We start from the raw sequence: 18,333 nt of genomic DNA, 5'->3' as shown, positions 1-18,333 counted from the left end.
TAAGTTAATCCTTTCCTTTACACATATAAATGAGGAGAGTGCGTGAAATGAAACAAGCAGGACAACCTATTCAAAATGGAAAACAATTAGAAAAAATCAAAAATATACTTTTACAATCTTCGAAACGTGATGGCTTATTATTCGTACTAGCTGTTAATTCTGGTTTAAAAGTGAGCGAAATTTTACAATTAAAAGTTGGCGATGTAATCGATGAAAATGAAAATGTTCGCCACTCCATTTTGTTTTACAACGAAAAGGTAAAGAAACATAAATGGTTCGCTGTAAACGAAGAATTACAACATGCAATCGAAGATTACATGAAAGAACGAAAAACTTGGAAACGAAATGAACCGTTGCTAAAATCTCAAAAAGGAACGAAATCCATTACGAGACAGCATGCATGGTATATTTTAAACAAAGCAGCAAAAGAAGTTGGTTTAGAAGGGATTAGCTCACATACACTTCGAAAAACTTGGGGATATTGTGCCTATAAATCTGGTGTCGATATAGCATTTTTACAACACTTCTTTGATCATAGTACCCCATCAAAAACTTTAAAATATATCGGTATTGCTTAAAATAATGAAAATCGTTCTTATAGTACTTGTTCAAAAAGGAGGATAAAGAGAGCCTAGTAGTTCGAGGCGCGGAAGCCAGGAGAATACGGAGTGTAGATTGAACTACATGCGTACCGGACTGGCGACGTAACGAAGAAATAGGGCGGCTATCTTTACCGGACTTTTTGAATATCTTCTTATACATAAAAAGGTTACCAACTTTAAAACTGGTAACCTTTTTTATGTTTCGTATTCCCTATCCTTGTTTCTCTCATTTTGTAGTGGTACTCTAGTAATAAGGGGGAGAAATTATGAACACATTAACAATTGAATTACCGAAAGAAACAGCAGAAAAACTCGGCTTATTAAAACTGGCTTATCAAAAGAAAACAGGTGCTTCTATTTCTGAAAGTACACTCATTCAATCTCTTATTTCAAGAGAGTTTATTCAAGAGATTACTCCGTTTGATTTACAACAATATGTAACGCAAAAAGAACAGCGCTAAACGCTGTTCTTTTTCTATTGAATCGATTTTACATATTCTGCAATCGCATGAACTTCCTGTTCGGATAGCTGTGGCTTTTCTACATATTGATGCTTCTCTACTGCTTCTTCAATTGTGTTTGCACTACCATCATGTAAGTATGGAGCTGTTGTCCATACACCACGAAGTGTTGGTGGATCAAAAAAACCTTTTTGTCGCTTATTTTGGAAACCACCGCGTGCATCACCATCATATCCTGTATCTGTTTCATTTGCAGTACCAATGTTATAAAGGAAATTTGTATTATCCGTCGTCAACTTTCCATTTTCATCCATTGCTTTTGTACTGTTTGTAAAATTATCTCCTCCGTGGCATGTTAAACAATTTGCCTTTCCTTTAAACAATTTCTCACCGTCTTTAGCCGTAGGGGTTAATGAACCATCAGCTTGACGATTTGGACTCTTTGGAACCGGAAATGAATTAGGATCATCTAAAAATGCTTGCAAAGCATCATACATATGCTGAACATCTTTTGGAACATCTTTTCCCGGATTCAGTTCCATCATACCACCCATTTCACCTTGTACAGTATGAATATAATCTGTAAAATCATCACGTGAGCCATCCCACATAAATAAACCTGTTTTTGTAGTTAAAACGTTACTCGGAACATTTCGTTTTCCTTTTGGTGTCAATAATGACAGGCCATTTATTTCTCCATCACTATGACACGTTACACAACTCATCCAGTTATTACCAGTTATTGACGTCGCATATTTATCACTATTTGCACTATAGAAAATCTCTTTCCCTTCACGTACAAGTTTTGATAAAGAATCTTTTTCAATTAATTTAACCGTCTTTTTATCAGCTTTCACTTTTGCGTATGAATCATCACCACCCGTTTCTAAAAAAGCAAGATCATGACTCATCGCATTATGAACAGCTAACGTATTTTCTTTCGGAAGAACAGTAATACCACGCGGATTACTTCCCGGAATGCGCCTTACAATTTGCGTCGCATTGCCACCGCGAGTTAAATCAAACATGACAAGATCTTCACTGCCTGACATAACAACAAATACTTTCGTCCCCTTTTCATTAAAAACCACATCGTATGGATTAGATACAATCATTGTTTCATTTTTTGTATCTTTCACATTCATCGCTTCAAAAAGTTGCTTACGTTGTTTTGTAACTTCTTCATCTTTTTCTAAATCAATAATCGAAACTGCCGGAAATACTGTTTCTTCAAACTGAATCGGCGTATCTATATTCGTAAGCATATGTGGTACCCATGCTGTTTTACCATCTGGTGCAATGACAAATTGCTCTAATGTATTTGGAATTCCTTGACTCTTTTTACGGTCTTCTTTGTCTGGAGAAGGAGCAAGCGTAATTACTTTCTTTACTTTATTACTCTCTGTATCTACAACACTAATTTTCCCCTCTAAATAATGCGGCACATATAATTTTTTTCCGTCTTTCGTCATCGCTAACGTTCGCGGACGGTCACCAATTTTAATCTTTTCGATTGTCTTTTTCTTTTCAATGTCTATAACTGAAACATTCTCCGAACGAAAATTGGATACGTATAACTTTGTCCCATTTGGATTTGTGACAATACCAAAAGGTTCCATCTCTGTTGCAATTCGATCTACCACTTTTTTCTTTTCTAACGATACAACATCTACCTTATTATCATACATACAAGAAACATATAATTTCGTTTCATCCGGACTTATTGTTAATTGTCTTGGCTCTTTTCCAACGGGAATCTCTGACACTACTTTTCTACTTTTTGCATCCGTAACTGTTACTGTATTAACATCAATATTTGCTGTATAAATCCATTTGCCATCTTTACTCGCTATAATATTATTACTGTGAACAGCATCGCTACGTTTCTCTTCTTTTCCACTCATTTTCATTCCGCAACTAGCAAGCACACTTATACATAGGAGCAACACGAACGCCGTCAACAATCGCTTCATCATCTAACCCTTCTCTCTTTCCCTCGCTCTAGGTAATAAGCCTCGCATCCTTACATTCTAAAGAATCATCAAGGAAAACTACCACTAAAAGCGCAATTGGTTCAATACCCCATCAACGAGAGCTACAACACTTGTTAATGAATATATCTTTTTATTACATTCTTATTTCACAAAAACCGAACAAGCTTATAAACTTGTTCGGTCTTAATACTATCATAAGTTGATTTATCCTATTTCCCTTTTTTCACTTCCACGTCTACAAGAACTGGAGCAATCCCATTCTTCCCATGACCAGCTTGAACTTGTGGTACATTATCCTTATCGGTATTTCCCAGCTTCTCTTTTATATAAACATCTCCTGTATCCCAGAACTCACTTGTTTGCATTCCTTCTTTTAGTGATGGCCCATTGATAACTTGATCATAAAAATCAACATAACGAGAAGTAATTACTTTTTGTTCTAATGAATCATATTTCGTTTTATCTGCATCCGTGTTACTTAAATTTTGCAGTGCAACGCGTAAAACTGCTGATACACTACCCGCTGTATATGGTGTATATTTCATTTCACCTTTTTTCGTTTCATATGCACATGCTTCTTTATTCCACATTTTACGATCAACTAAATCATATAGTTTACGTGCTTCTTCACGATACATTTCATCTTTCGTTGCTAAAAAGGCTGCCGTTAACCCACGAATTGCTCCAAGCTGTGCTTCTAGTGTTACCGGTTCCTCATCTGCCCCTTTACCAATCGTATAGCCATTTGCGATGAAACCATCCTTTGTTTTCATATTTTTCAATAAGAAGTCCGCTTGTGTCTTAATCATATTAAGTGCGCGTTTTCCTTCTTCTGTTTGCAACCCTTGTGCCTCTGCCCCACTTGCATATCCAACTGGCATACCATCAATTGCACGTTGGAACATGCGAAGTGCTTCTACCATATAACTTGCATCAAACGTATCAATCCGCTTACCTTGTTCTGTTCCACTATGCTCTGTAACAAACGCTCCTGTTTCTTTGTTATAGTGCATCGCTTCAATATTTTTAAATACATGTAGCATTACATCACGATTTAAAGAGTATGGATCATCTGCCTTTACATCATTTACCACATCAAGATCTGTGTTTTCAGTTGTCGCTTTTGCAAACGGTGCACCGTCAAATGCTGCTTGGAAAGCTGGATTCACATTTTTATTATCCGGACGTTGATCAGTCATTCCGAAAAATTCTGCCGTTGGCCATAACATCATCCACTGATCACGAAGCATACTACGCGTATCCTTGACTTCTAACCCACCAGCTTTTGCAATTCCACTTTTTTCCTCTTCATTCACTTTAATCTCATGTGGTAAGTAAACAAGACCGTTTTCCGGATTATATTTACTTCCAATTCCACTCGTTAATTGTTTTGCATTCGCATCATAAAATAATCCATCACGAATATATGCAAGCTTATTCCAAATTTCTTCTGTCAAAATTACACCTTGCATACCATCTGCACTACTTTTTCCAAGACGAATATTTGCATCTTGATCCTGTGTACTTGATGTCGCTTCTAATTCTTCATCTTTATCTACTGTATGGAAACCACCCAAGAAGTCTCCTGCCCATAATGATTGTTTTAAGAACGCTGAACCATATGCTGCTGGTGTTAACGTTTTATTCATTTTCGCACGATCCCAGCGCAATGTTTTGAAATCCATTTGGAACGCTGGTACATATGTTTTATCATCATTTTCTGCATAGACTGATGTATCTACTTTTTGCGTATAGTGTGGATCACCGCCAGCATACTCCATAAATGTCGGGTACATATTAGCAAATATTTCTTTACGTGGATATCCTACACTGTCTGCTAATGTATAAAATCTGTCCTCTAGCCAAGCCGGAACGTCTTTATTAGCTTCCTTTGTCATTTTTTGGGCAATTGGTGCATGAAGTAAATGCAATCCAAGACCTGATTTTTCTACAACTTCATACATTGCTTCTTCTGAGTACTCATAAGATTCAATTCCGGCCATATAATCAAATTTCGTTGGTTTATTTCGTTTTTGTGCATCTAAAATATCTAAGTCTAATCCAAGACTTTCCGCTAATGGCTCCCCAGATAATTCAAACTCTGTATATGCAAACATATTTGCTGCTGTATCAAAAGAATAATTAGTTACTGGTACACGATATGTATTTTTTTCTTTTGACGTTTCTTCTTTTTTCCCCGTACACCCTACTGATAGTAGAAGTGAAGAAACAACAGCAACTGTCGTCATAACTTTCCATGTTTTTTTCATTCATTCCCGCTCCCTTAATTAACATTGATAATTATTATCAAATAAACGTTTTCATTATATTATTAAATTAATTTTTTGTAAACTTTAATTTTTTTTGAAAAAATAATAGAAAAAGTGTTGACAATGATAATGATAACCATTATCATTTATTACGAAGCCAACAATTGATGAACAAACCAAACGCTCAGTAATATTGTTACCCCTCTTTTTCATAATGAAAAACACTGTACATTCCCCCTGTTTGTACAGTGTTTTTCGTTTTTACATCATTCGAATAAATTTAGTTGCTCGGGTTTCGGTTCTCCATATGTAATGCCTAGCATATTCATTAGTTGCTTCGCATTATCCGCAGCATCTCCGCCCGAATTATTATTAAATAATACATATATATTTTTTGTTTTTTTCTGCAATGTCTGTAGCCTATCCACCCATTCTTCTAACTCTTTTGTATTGTAGCGGTATAAACAGCGGACAGCTCGCCAATTTTCTCCTTTATCAAGCCAGCCATGAACATTACGGCCATGAAAACGAATCAGTGCCATTTCAGAATGTGTCGCTTCTAATATGAGTGGAACGGATCCTATTCCCGCTTGGGGCTCATCGCAAATGGTATGAATCCAGTTTTCCTGTTCTAGAAACTGTAACGTCTTATCGTGTATATTTGGGTAAAACCAAGTTTGATTTCGAAATTCTAATGCACACGGTAAGCCTTCCATCTTCTCTTTTGTATAACGAAGTAGATCTACATTTTTCTTTTGACAATCGAACCATGGTGGATATTGAAATAAAATTACTCTCAGTTTTTGTGCTTCTTGGAGCGGAAGAATCGATTGTTTAAACGTTTCAAACATCTCATTGACATCTGAAAATGGAATTCCTTCCTTCATATGCCCCGTCATCCCTTGATACGCTTTGACAACAAATGAAAAATCGTTTGGCGTTTCTCCGGCCCATTTTGTATAATTTCGAGCCGGCTGCATTGCGTAAAAAGAGCTATCCACTTCAACAATCGGAAAATACTCACTATATGTTCGTAATTTATTTCTGTTTTCGTAGGAATTTGTATATAAAGAATGATGGTCTCCCCAACCTGTTAATCCAATGGAAATCAAAATTCCTCCTCCCTTCGCTTCTTTACTTTTATTCCCGTTTCATTATGAAACAAACTTACATTGGTAAAAGTTTCAATTTTATACAAGAGCATTTGTATAAAAATATGATATACTAAATGGAATAATTTTTAAATTGAGGGGTCATTTATTTATGCTTCAAGAGGATACTACTTTATCTCATGAAAATCAAATTCAGGAATTAGAAAACAAAGTTCGTTTTTATGAGCAGCTGATTGATCAATTACCACATCATTTTACATATGAAAATTCACAGCTTGGTTTACGATTACAAAAACAAGGAGATTCTTCTCATGCCATAAGTAATGTACCGAAAGAAGATAAAAATCCAAGTTTTTTGCTCACTTGTGATTCCCTCTTTCTATTTGAACAGCTGGAAAAACATTTTATTCATATTTTTGATGCATTTTCCCATCATGTTACTTTTATCAACAAAGAAGGTTGTATCACGTTATGTAATCAAGCGGCTGCAGACGATTTTGGTATTGAGCGAAATGATATAGTAGGTAAACCAATTCAAGACTTATTAAACCTACCAGAAGAAAAAATTAAAGCATTAGAAACATTGTATTCTGGAAAAGAAGTTCATAACGAGGAAGTATTAGACCAAAACTACGGTATTTGCAACAATCGTATTATACGTGATCATAATGGAGAGATTTTCCGGGTTATCAGTGTATTTCATTACTTAAATACAGAGCGCGATGCTGAAAAATTAGCATTAGCTGGTCGAATTGCGGCAGGTATTGCCCATGAAGTTCGAAATCCACTTACGACAGTACGAGGATATTTACAATTTTTACAAGACAGCATTTCAGCTTCCAATAAAGAGCTCTTTAAAAACCTTCTCATCCCAGAATTAGATCGTGCGAATAATATTATTACTAAATTTTTATCTATTACAAAAGAGCATGAATTTAAAAGAGAGCCCTTCCCTATTAATACATTTTTACGCGATTACATTCAACAGTTATTAGCTAGCGAAGTATTTTTACATAACATCTCAATCCAATATGACTTGTCTCCCGAGTTAGAAAGCGTGCTTGTAAATATTGATCGCCATGAGCTTGTACAAGTCTTTTTAAACTTATTTCAAAACGCTGTGGATGCAAAGGGTGACAAACCTTTAGCCATCAAAATTACAAGTCATCGTTTGGACAATTTTGCTCGAATTACTTTTCAAGACAATGGAACAGGCATTCCAGCAGCCATTCAAGAATATATATTTGATCCATTCTTTTCTACAAAAGATGCAGGAACAGGACTTGGTTTATCGGTTACAAGAAAAATCATCCAAAATCATAATGGAACTTTAAAAGTTTCTAGTGCTGAGAATGGTACAATCTTTACCATCTCGATTCCATTAAAACAAAAAACAACTGGCTTTTAAAATTCATAACTTCCCATTAAAGCCAAACGTAAAAAAAGAGCGACCGTTCGCTCTTTTTTACGTTTCTTTACCTCAAATTTACTTTAGCTTAATGCTTATCTTGTATGATAAGTAATGAAGACATTTGTATGAAAGAGGGATGAAGATGAAGATGAAAATGAAAGTATTGTCATCAATACGCTTTTGGCAAGCTCTTATGTCATGTGTTATTTTATGTTCTGCACTCTTTTTAGTCGGAGAATATAGTACATCTAAAGCAGCTGGAACCCTTGATGCTCCGCCATATGAACTATTATATGCAAAACAAAATACTATACCTCTCTCTTCTCCCTCCCAAAAAGAAAAAGTAGTTGTCAAAGGAATGGTCATTACTAAGACTTCTTCCTATAATGAGCTCAATCAAATCGCAAAGAAACTTAAAGAACAATACGCAAAAAAGAAAATTGATGCTGTTGAACTGTCCATTCATAATAAAAATAACGGACAGTATGAAGAAGAACTTCCCTATGAGCCAATTAGTAAAGGAACGATTTCTATTACTTATCACTCACCATCCTCTTCACATGTAATCGTTCGTCTTAGCAATCGACTATAATTGTTTATCCCGCTACCTCAAAGTTAGGCAAGAAGCAAAGAAGTTAGATGGGGATAAACTGCCCATAAAATCCCGATTGGTGAAGGCTAATGATAGGAGGGATGAAGAAAACCCCTACCGATCAAAGTTTCACTTTATATGAGAAAAGAGACGAATATAAAGTGATTCGCCTCTTTTTATTTTTAAAAGAACGGGATCCATTCTTTTACTTTATCTATCCATTCTTTCTGCTGCTTTTTTCTTTGTTGTTCTTCTTCTTTTCTTCTTTTTTCTTCTTCAACTGTTTTTAACTGTTTTGTATAATCGACTTCTGATATAAGTGATAATTGAAATGCTTTTTGAGTAGGATTTGCGTCAGCTTTTTTCATAATATCTCGAAACATTGTTGTTGTAATTTGGCTACCACCTGGCACATAATGCTCGCTATCTGTTTTATCATACCCTACCCAAATTGCCCCAACTAAATCTGGCGTATAGCCAACAAACCATGAATCTTTCGCCCCGCTGCTTGGACCATCTACAAGTTGAGTTGTCCCTGTTTTACCAGCAGTATCAATATTTTTCACCTTTGCTTTTTCACCCGTTCCTTTTTCAACAACACCTTTTAATAGGTATGTTATTTTTTGAGCAATTTTCTCGCTCGTTACTCGGGTTTCTTTTTTGTACCATTTCCCAACTATTTCTCCTTCAGCATTCTGTATTTCCCGGATTGCATGTCCTTCAATCTGTACTCCATCATTTGCAAATGTTGCATAAGCTTGAGCCATTACAAATGGGGAAGTACCTGTATACATTCCCCCTAATGCGATATGATAAGCGCGATCTTGCTCTTGTAACGGAATACCAAATCGTTCTAATGATTTCAAACCTTTTTCTAATCCAATTTGTTCTAACAACCACACCGCTGGGACATTGTAAGACTCTGCAACCGCTTCATACATTGTGACATCCCCATGAAAAGTATGATCGCTATTTTGGGGTGTATAATCTTTTATATTAAGCGGTTCATCTTTTAGCACATCATATACTTCATACCCTTGTTCTAACGCCGGTACGTACACCGCAAGAGGCTTTAGTGTTGACCCTGGTTGCCTTTTTAATTGCGTTGCATGATTAAATTGTAAAAATTGATACGCCCCCCTACTACCAACTAATGCTGGAACACCACCAGTCTTTGGATCCATAAGTACAATACCCGTTTGCATAAGTTGATCAGAACTGCTTTCTTTAAAGTAACTGTCATTATTAACAACATCTTCTACCGCCTGTTGCTTTTTCGGATCAAGCTCTGTATAAATACGATATCCACCAGCTAAAATTTCATTTTGTGTTAATTCATATTTCTCCATTGCCTCTCGAACAATATAATCCACATATTGCGAATATTTCCCTTTATATTTATCATCAACACCTCGGCGTAATGTAAGACCAGTTCCCTTTGCCTGATTATATTGGTTTTCTGTAATATACTCTTGCTCTTTCATAAGTGACAGAACAATATTTCTTCTTCCAATCGATTTATTAAAGTTTTTATAAGGTGAGTACGTTGACGGCGCCTTAATTAACCCTGCTATTGTAGCAGCTTCTGCTATTGTTAAATCTTTTACTTCTTTGTCAAAGTATGCTTTTGCTGCTTTTTTAATCCCCCAAGCACCTTCACCAAAATAAATTTGATTCACATACATTTCAATAATTTCATCTTTCGTATACGTACGTTCTATTTTTTTCGTAAGAAAGTACTCTTTAAATTTACGTGAAAATGTGCGCTCTTGTGTCAGGAATACATTTTTTGCAAGTTGTTGGGTAATCGTACTTCCACCAGCAACAACTTCCCCAGCGGTAATATTTTTCAACACCGCGCTCATAATCCCACTATAGTAAATACCATGATGGCTATAAAATTCTTTGTCCTCTACTGCAACAATTGCCTGAATCATAATATCAGGAATATCTTTTCGTTTAATCCCTTCTGTTTTCGAAGAAGATAACTTTGCTGCTACTTCTTTATTAGCGTCATAAATGAGAGTTGGCTGTGGGACAGCTTGTTTTAATGCAGATATGTCTTGAATAAAAATTATAATATTTACAGCAATAAGCAGAGTGATGAACAAACCACCAAAAATGAATAACACATTGCGCAGTTTCTTCTTCTTGTTGAACCACTCAAGCATCTTTTGTAAATGAGTGTTGTTCAATTTCATGTATCCACTTCCTTTATTTGTTTACAATTTCATTAGGAAAAGGAAGAAACTCCCCCTTTTAAATTCCTTATGATAACGTAATAATTCGTCAAGTGTAAAGCATTTCTTTCTTATTTATATTTTTCACAAGAAAAGGACATTCTACAAGTAAGATATCTATTATCAATAATTAATATTATTAATACATCAATGTGTATTATGTTAAGTTTTTGTAAACTTTTCGATAAAATGTTTTAAAAACCGACAGTTTTTTGTTAGAATTGACTAGCCAAATATATTTTACATATATTATTTTTTTGTGGGGGTAACAATAATGGTCTTTAAATCTAAAAAAGATAAATTTTCTGAAATGCTAATGAATATTTCAGAAAATTTAAAAGAAGGCGCTCAATTTTTCGTGGAGTATAAGATTAAAAATGCTAGCGATTTAAAAGAGTTTTCTATGCGCATGAAAGAATATGAGTCAAAAGGTGACTCATACATTCACGAGATTATTATGGAGCTAAACAAAGCGTTTATTACTCCTATTGAACGTGAAGACATCCTACAGCTTGCAATGAGTATGGATGATGTTTTAGACGGGTTAGATCACTGTGCTGCTCTATTTGAGATGTACTCTATTACAGAAGCAGATGAATACATGATTAAATTCGTAGATGCGATCAATCAATGTGCAATTGAAATCGCAAATTCTGTTGAGCTTATGTCGAACAAAAAGTTAGTAGACATTCGTACAAATGCAATCAAAATTAAGGATTATGAATCACAGTGTGATGATATCCGTCGTCATGCAATTAAGCATTTGTTCTCTCGTGAAAAAGATCCAATTAAGATTATTCAGTATAAAGAGATTTACGAGGAGCTAGAAGAAATAGCTGATAGCTGTCAAAGCGTTGCAAACGTGTTAGAAACAATTATTATGAAGAATGCATAAGGAGTTTGATCATGAATACACTCTTGTTTTTAACTATTTTAATTGTCATTTGCGCTCTAGCTTTCGATTTTATTAATGGATTTCATGATACAGCGAACGCCATTGCAACAGCAGTTTCAACGAAAGCTTTGAAGCCAAGACATGCAATTGTTATGGCAGCTATTATGAACTTTTTAGGTGCAATGACATTTACAGGAGTAGCAAAAACAATTACAAAAGACATAGTTGACCCATTCGCTTTAAACAATGGATCATATGTTATTTTAGCTGCTCTGCTTGCTGCCATTGTTTGGAACTTAATTACTTGGTACTACGGTATTCCAAGTAGTTCTTCACATGCAATCATTGGTGCAATCGCAGGCGCTGCAATTGCTGCTGCTGGTGTAAGTTCATTAAATTATAAAGGATTTATTAAAATTATTGAGGCTTTAATTATTTCACCAATCGTCGCTTTTGTTATTGGTTTTATCGTATATAGTATTTTTAAAGTTGTCTTTAAAAACTTTAATCTAACGAAAACAAATAAAAATTTCCGTTTATTCCAAATTTTCACAGCCGCATTACAAGCTTACACGCATGGAACAAACGATGCACAAAAAGCAATGGGAATTATTACAATGGCATTAATGACAAATGGTCTTCATACTTCCGGAGATATTCCTTTATGGGTCCAATTCTCATGTGCTCTTGCAATGGGTCTTGGTACTTCTGTCGGTGGATGGAAAATTATTAAAACTGTTGGTGGACAAATTATGAAAATTCGTCCTGTAAATGGTGTGGCTGCGGATCTATCATCATCACTTGTTATTTTCGGGGCAACATTTATTCATTTACCAGTTAGTACAACGCATGTTATCTCTTCTTCTATTTTAGGAGTAGGTGCTTCACACCGCGTCAAAGGTGTAAAATGGGGAACTGCAAAGCGCATGTTAATTACATGGGTTATTACACTTCCTATTACAGCTTCATTAGCTGCTTTATTCTATTACCTATTACAGTTAATCTTCTAATCAAAAGTCGTCTTCCTTTTCTTTCTAGGAAGACGACTTTTTTGTGAACAACCCTGTTTCTATTCAAAAAGTGTGTATAATGAATGTTGTATTAGTTATGCAGAGGAGTGTGCAATTTTGGAATACATCATGTTACTTTTCATCGGATTAATTGCGGGAACAGTCGGAAGCCTAATAGGGCTTGGCGGAGGAATTATTATTGTCCCTTTACTGATTGGGCTGCATAGTTTGTCACCACAATTAGCAGTTGGGACTTCGATTGTGACCGTTGTTTTCACCGGTCTATCCTCTACTCTTACATATATGAAACATAAGCGAGTAGATTATAAAAGCGGACTTATTTTATTTATTGGGAGCGGTCCAGGTGGTATTATTGGAGCGTGGGCAAACAAATTTTTAAATCCTGACACTTTCTCTTTATACTTCGGGATTTTTCTTATTTTCGTATCAATCCTTCTTATGTTACGGGATAAACTGAAACCTCTTTCCCTATCAAATGCTACTGTCATTAAACGTTCTTTTACAAATGCTGAAGGTGAAACCATTCTTTATCAGTTCCCACCGTTTCTTGCTATTATTATCGCATTTGTAGTTGGTTTCATATCTGGATTATTTGGAATTGGTGGTGGCGTCCTTCTCGTTCCAGCGATGATGCTTCTATTTGCTTTTCCAGCACAAATTGCTGTGGCGACTTCCATGTTTATCGTCTTTTTATCAGCAATCGCGAGCTCTTTAACTCACATTTCTCTCGGAAATGTCAGCTGGATATATGCATTGATCCTCATACCAGGTGCATGGGTTGGTGGAAAAATTGGAGCTTACATTAATACAAAATTGAGTGGAAATGCCATCATTAATTTGTTACGTATCACATTAATTATTCTTGGAACTAGACTAATTATTAGTACTTTTCTGTAACGTGTTCTTTTTAGAATGCGTTTTTTCATACGCAAGAATATAAAAACATTCCTAAAATAAAACATAATACCGCACACACACACAACAACATACAATTCGAAATATGTAATTTGTCCAAGTTGATCACTCCTATAGCTGCGACTGTTATACTTATCATAACGAAAAAACAGACACGATGCCGTTACAAAGCGCTAACAATGCAAAAGCAATTATTACAAACTTCACCCATTTATTACATCTATTTGTATAATCTATCGATTCAATAAAAAAAGATGTCATATTGACATCTTTTAATGAAGGAGTGACCACCCCATAAAATCTTCATGTACTTGACGTGCTCGTTTATCATTTCTATCATACAATTCAGCATAGCTATCAGTTTCTTCATCATAAGCCATTGTATAAATAATTTGACCCTCTATTTCAACTGATAGAACAACTCCACCTTTCATCTCTTCCACATGTATTACTGCATTAGCTGGAATTTTCATATCAGTCATCTTCGCATCTAACAATATATTAAACCCCCTACAGCGTATTCATTGCTATATAAATCCATTTTGATTTTTCGACATATAGCCGCGGCTATGGATAACAAAAGGTGACCTGCACTCGTTTTCTCTCTTTGTCTTCACTTGGCATAGGGCAGGAAAAGGATCTGACCTATGCATGGCCGGATACTCTCTCCCACCTAAAAAGAAGGGTTTTATGTCGGTTTTTTAATTTGTATTTATATAGTACTATTACACACTAAATAGTATACTACTGTAATCGTGTATACTTCGTCAACAAAATTGCTGTTTGTCAGCTTATAGTCTTTTTCAACTAACTCTTCTATAATAATAAAGTGAAACTTTTCTCAGTGGGGGTCTTCTTCATCCCCCACTGAGAATTAGCCCTTACCAATCGGGCTTTTACGAGCAGTTATCCCCCACCTATCTTCTTTGTTTCTCTCTGAATCTTGAGGTGGAGGTCTTACTGCCCGCGAATAGCGGGATAAAATTTTCCCTTTACCATACTGATCATCAGAACTAAATAGCGAGGTGCTAACAATGATTTTACATAAAGGAGACGTATTATTTCGGCAAGGAGAAGAAGGACCTTTATATTATATCAAAAGCGGTCTATTAAAAGTCATTCGTTTACAAGAAGATGGAACACCCTTTTTATTTAATATAATCGTTCCTGGCGAGACAATCCCTCACCACTCTTTAATTTCACCGAAAGAATACCATGGTACAGCCATCGCTTTACTTAAAACAGAGGTTGAGCCAATTATAAGTGACACATTGTATGAACAATTACAGGGAAATCCAGAATCATACATAGAGATTGCCATGCAACTGCAAACAAAATTACGGATGATGCAGCAGCGAATTGATCAATTAACAACCGTTTCTCCAAAAGAGCGTCTTCATCGCTTGCAGGAATGGTTTGCGCTATATTTAGGAGAAATTCCAATCTATGAAATATTAACACAAACAGAAATTGGTCAACTTATCGGCATACGCCGTGAAACAGTAAATCGATTACTGCGAGAACAAACAAAAAACGAGGTGAACTAACACCTCGTTTTTTCATTATCCCGCATGAACAGGCTGTAATACCCCCCACCTTAAAATTCTATAAAAAGCAAAGAAGTTAGGTGGGGATGAAAGTTTCACTTTATTACAAGCTTGCTTTCGGTCCAAAGAATTCAAAGTTAATGTGCTCAGGTGCAACGCCCCACTCTACTAATGCTGCATTGATACCCTTCATAAATGGTACTGGACCACAGAAATAAAATTCTGCTTCAGCCCCAGGAATAATAGATTGTAACCACTCTAAATCAACGAATCCTTCTTTATCAAAATTCTTTGTTTGTAAATCTTGTTCTGTTGGTGCAGAGTAGCAAGTGTACGCTTTCACCTGTTTATTTTCTTCTACCACTTGTCTTACGTGCTCTTTCATTGCATGCACATTACTATTTAATGCAGCATGAATAAAGTATACATCTCGATTGGAGGATTGCTCAATTAATGTATTTAGCATACTCATCATCGGTGTAATACCAACTCCGCCACTAATTAACACAACCGGTAAATTTGAATCCGTGTTTAAAACAAAATCTCCAGCTGGTGCACTTAGTGATAACACATCACCTTCTTGTACGTGATCATGTAAATAATTAGACACGATGCCATCTGGTGCCTCTTTACTTGTTTCTCGTTTCACACTAATGCGGTAATATCCTTTGCCAGAAGCATCTGATAAGCTATATTGACGATTATGTATATTTTTTTCTCCTGGAATATTTATCTTTAAGCCTATATATTGTCCAGGTAAGAATGAAGACACTTCTCCACCATCTTCTGGTTTTAAATAAAACGACGTAATAACGTCACTTTCCTTCTCTTTTTTCGCAACGATAAAGTTACGGAAGTCTTTCCAGCCTCCCTCTTTTCCCGCTGCCTCTTCATACATTTCTGCCTCTATACTAATGAATGCATCAGCGATTACACCGTAAGCTTCTCCCCAAGCCGTTAACACTTCCTCTGGTGCGTCTACAACCTCTTTGATTGCTTGTAATAAACATTTTCCTACAATTGGATACTGCTCTGCTTTAATACCTAAACTTCTATGTTTATGAGCGATTTGTTTTACAACCGGAATGATAGCTTCTAAATTATCAATATACATCGCTGCGGCATAAACAGTATTTGCCAGCGCATGTTGTTGTTTTCCTTGTTTCTGATTTGCATGATTAAAGACATTCAATAACTCAGGGTGTTCTGAGAACATAATTTGATAAAAGCGAGTCGTAATATCTACACCTTTTTCTTGTAATAATGGTACTGTTGATTTTACTATTTCAATTGTTTTTGCACTTAACATTATATCTCACTCCTTTATTTCCTTAACTATTATTATTGTAAACGAAATAATAATTGAAGGGTGTGATTATAATCACTATAAACACAGTGCTTTTGTGAAAAATATATGAACACTCACTTTTATAGACCGTTATATCTTTCCCAATAAGCAAAAAAGCTAACCAAAATATTGGTCAGCTTCTTACCGAGAGTGTAAAGCTTGTTCAATCACTTTTACATCTTTCCCATTTCCAAACTCTGTATATCCCCAAACATTCGTTTCACCTGTATATTTATTTACAACAATATCCAGATCATGATACACACGATGGGCGTACACTACATATTCGATATTCCGAACCTCTATGCCCTTTTTCATAATCTCATAACTTCGTTTTACATCCCGCTTTATCTTCTCATCTTTCACTTTTGTATGTACATCTTTTAACACCGGTTCTTGTTTTTGAAACCATTGTATGAGATGATTCCAATCACCATCCGTGTATTTCTCAGCCTTACCATAATTTAAGAAATTATTATAGCTTTCGTGTGTCGTGCGGATGAAATGTAATACTTCTTTCTTTTCTTCCACCTCTTCTATTTTTGGTATTGCAGATACTCCAACAGGTTTACTTGCATAGTGTACAAACACTTTCGTTAATCCATAACTCGTAACACCCATCACAATAAGAACTCCAAGGATCTTCCACACTTTTTTCATATACCGAACTCCTTTTCTACGGTAGATGTTACATTTATTTCTATATACCGTTATATTTGTAACATTCTCTTATAGAAAAAGAATTCCTGTATAAATACTTCTTATCATTTCGACACTGTTTTTCTACACATTTCGCTGTGGCAGTTGATCCTGTAAAATCGCATAGCCTTCATATGCAGCGTAACCAAGTATTGCAAGTAATCCAATGTAGCAAGCAAATACTGTCCATCTTGCTTTTGCATCAGCTTTATAATAATCTTCTTGCTGTTTCTTTTCTTTGTCCCACTCATACACTGTTCTTTCTGATTCTTCCAAAGCTTCTTTTATGCGCATCAACTGTTCTTCTTTTTCTTCTTCGTACGGTACATAATCAAGCGGTTCAAATTTCGGAAGTAAGTATTCTAATACTTCTACCTTCTGCCGCTCTCCTTTTCCCAAAGTATTTTCTCGTTCTTTCTGCTTTAGCATATTCATTTCATGATGGATTATATAAATCGTTCGGTGAACAGCTCCTGTTTCTTGTAACTCTTCATGAAATTTAGCAAGATACCTTTTTGCTGCCTCCACTTTCCATCCTAGTTCTTCAATTGGTTTATTTCTTTTGATAACTCTATACAACTGCATACAGCCTATTATAAAGATAAATCCACCAAAAATGCTCTTAAATATAATTGAATAGCCCAGTAATATCGCAAGACCAACTGCCCAAAGTTTTGTACTAACCACTGCAACAATTCGACCTCCATCAAGCGGAGAAACCGGAATCAAATTGAAAAAGTTCAACATGCTTCCAAGCAAAATCACAAGAGCCCAAAATGGTTCATTTGTCATGATGTAAAGTGGAATGGCTGGCAGGAATGAAAATAGTCCAAATAGAGGACCCATATAGGCAATAAAAGCCTCATCCTTTGCATTTTTGGGCATCTCTTTCATTCCAATAACGGCTCCCATAAACGGAATAAAAATTGCAGGAGACGTTGGAATTCCTTTTCGTTTCGCCGCCCATAAATGCCCCATTTCATGTACAAAAAGTAAATAGATAAGCGCTACGCCAAATTTCCATCCATATATTGCAGCGTACGCTCCTAGTGAAAGTAGCATACTAAATACCATCGAAAATTTCGCTAGTTTAAAAATAGCAAACACCCATTTTAATTTTGAAAGTAAAAAGATTCCAACTGCCGCTAATATTCCCCATAATCCTTTTTTATCTTTTTTCATAGTCATCTCCTCATCTTATCTTTTCTTCCATTAT

16 protein-coding genes are annotated in these 18,333 nt (G+C 35.6%); 8 read left to right on the top strand and 8 right to left on the bottom strand.

All coding sequences use genetic code 11. The annotated features are described in order from the left end of the window. The first annotated feature begins 47 nt into the window (after positions 1-47). Together QRE67_RS07155 and QRE67_RS07150 are read left to right on the top strand one after the other, a co-directional pair. Positions 48-578 (top strand): tyrosine-type recombinase/integrase, encoded by a 531-nt coding sequence (locus tag QRE67_RS07155; RefSeq protein ID WP_286124209.1) that lies wholly within the window; start codon positions 48-50, stop codon positions 576-578. Positions 579-868: 290 nt separating this feature from the next. Then, entirely contained in the window at positions 869-1,063 is a 195-nt protein-coding gene (locus QRE67_RS07150) for a DUF3924 family protein (RefSeq protein ID WP_286124208.1), read from the top strand. 14 nt (positions 1,064-1,077) lie between these two features. Here the strand turns inward: QRE67_RS07150 and QRE67_RS07145 are convergent, their stop codons facing one another. The 3 genes from QRE67_RS07145 to QRE67_RS07135 all read right to left on the bottom strand — a co-directional run bounded on the left by QRE67_RS07145 (position 1,078) and on the right by QRE67_RS07135 (position 6,439). Next, on the bottom strand, positions 1,078-3,036 hold the full coding sequence (locus QRE67_RS07145) for a beta-propeller fold lactonase family protein (RefSeq protein ID WP_483298667.1): 1,959 nt from the start codon (positions 3,034-3,036) through the stop codon (positions 1,078-1,080). Positions 3,037-3,266: 230 nt separating this feature from the next. After that, positions 3,267-5,327: a hypothetical protein gene (locus QRE67_RS07140; RefSeq protein WP_286124207.1), complete on the bottom strand. Its 2,061-nt coding sequence runs from the start codon at positions 5,325-5,327 to the stop codon at positions 3,267-3,269. A gap of 266 nt (positions 5,328-5,593) precedes the next feature. Beyond that, positions 5,594-6,439: a DUF72 domain-containing protein gene (locus QRE67_RS07135; protein WP_286124206.1), complete on the bottom strand. Its 846-nt coding sequence runs from the start codon at positions 6,437-6,439 to the stop codon at positions 5,594-5,596. A 151-nt stretch (positions 6,440-6,590) separates the two neighbouring features. Here QRE67_RS07135 and QRE67_RS07130 point away from each other — a divergent pair, with 151 nt between their 5' ends. Together QRE67_RS07130 and QRE67_RS07125 are read left to right on the top strand one after the other, a co-directional pair. After that, positions 6,591-7,847, top strand: a complete 1,257-nt coding sequence (locus QRE67_RS07130) for an ATP-binding protein (protein WP_286124205.1) — start codon at positions 6,591-6,593, stop codon at positions 7,845-7,847. A gap of 157 nt (positions 7,848-8,004) precedes the next feature. Then, complete coding sequence (locus QRE67_RS07125; protein WP_286125205.1) at positions 8,005-8,442, top strand: hypothetical protein; 438 nt, start codon at positions 8,005-8,007, stop codon at positions 8,440-8,442. Positions 8,443-8,624: 182 nt separating this feature from the next. Here the strand turns inward: QRE67_RS07125 and QRE67_RS07120 are convergent, their stop codons facing one another. Next, positions 8,625-10,643 (bottom strand): transglycosylase domain-containing protein, encoded by a 2,019-nt coding sequence (locus QRE67_RS07120; protein ID WP_286124204.1) that lies wholly within the window; start codon positions 10,641-10,643, stop codon positions 8,625-8,627. Between the two features lie 313 nt (positions 10,644-10,956). Between QRE67_RS07120 and QRE67_RS07115 the strand changes: the two genes are divergently transcribed. The 3 genes from QRE67_RS07115 to QRE67_RS07105 all read left to right on the top strand — a co-directional run bounded on the left by QRE67_RS07115 (position 10,957) and on the right by QRE67_RS07105 (position 13,505). Beyond that, positions 10,957-11,577: a DUF47 domain-containing protein gene (locus tag QRE67_RS07115; RefSeq protein WP_286124203.1), complete on the top strand. Its 621-nt coding sequence runs from the start codon at positions 10,957-10,959 to the stop codon at positions 11,575-11,577. A gap of 11 nt (positions 11,578-11,588) precedes the next feature. Continuing rightward, a complete protein-coding gene (locus QRE67_RS07110; RefSeq protein ID WP_286124201.1) occupies positions 11,589-12,587 on the top strand; it encodes an inorganic phosphate transporter in 999 nt (332 codons plus the stop codon). Between the two features lie 117 nt (positions 12,588-12,704). Beyond that, positions 12,705-13,505: a sulfite exporter TauE/SafE family protein gene (locus QRE67_RS07105; RefSeq protein ID WP_286124200.1), complete on the top strand. Its 801-nt coding sequence runs from the start codon at positions 12,705-12,707 to the stop codon at positions 13,503-13,505. A gap of 290 nt (positions 13,506-13,795) precedes the next feature. Here the strand turns inward: QRE67_RS07105 and QRE67_RS07100 are convergent, their stop codons facing one another. Beyond that, positions 13,796-14,020: a hypothetical protein gene (locus QRE67_RS07100; protein ID WP_286124199.1), complete on the bottom strand. Its 225-nt coding sequence runs from the start codon at positions 14,018-14,020 to the stop codon at positions 13,796-13,798. Between the two features lie 537 nt (positions 14,021-14,557). Between QRE67_RS07100 and QRE67_RS07095 the strand changes: the two genes are divergently transcribed. Beyond that, positions 14,558-15,070 carry a Crp/Fnr family transcriptional regulator gene (locus QRE67_RS07095; RefSeq protein ID WP_286124198.1) on the top strand — a complete coding sequence of 171 codons (513 nt, stop codon included), beginning with the start codon at positions 14,558-14,560 and terminating at the stop codon, positions 15,068-15,070. Between the two features lie 103 nt (positions 15,071-15,173). Here QRE67_RS07095 and hmpA read toward each other — a convergent pair whose 3' ends face one another. From hmpA to QRE67_RS07080, 3 genes are all read right to left on the bottom strand, one after another. Beyond that, a complete protein-coding gene (hmpA, locus tag QRE67_RS07090) occupies positions 15,174-16,379 on the bottom strand; it encodes an NO-inducible flavohemoprotein (protein WP_286124197.1) in 1,206 nt (401 codons plus the stop codon). Between the two features lie 180 nt (positions 16,380-16,559). Next, a complete protein-coding gene (locus tag QRE67_RS07085) occupies positions 16,560-17,078 on the bottom strand; it encodes a hypothetical protein (RefSeq protein WP_286124196.1) in 519 nt (172 codons plus the stop codon). Positions 17,079-17,201: 123 nt separating this feature from the next. Further along, a complete protein-coding gene (locus tag QRE67_RS07080; RefSeq protein WP_286124195.1) occupies positions 17,202-18,299 on the bottom strand; it encodes a site-2 protease family protein in 1,098 nt (365 codons plus the stop codon). Between the last annotated feature and the right edge of the window lie 34 nt (positions 18,300-18,333).

Source organism: Bacillus sp. DX3.1 (genome assembly GCF_030292155.1).
GTDB lineage: Bacteria > Bacillota > Bacilli > Bacillales > Bacillaceae_G > Bacillus_A.
The sequence above is the reverse complement of the archived record's forward strand: the minus strand, read 5'-3'. Positions and strand labels throughout refer to the sequence as shown.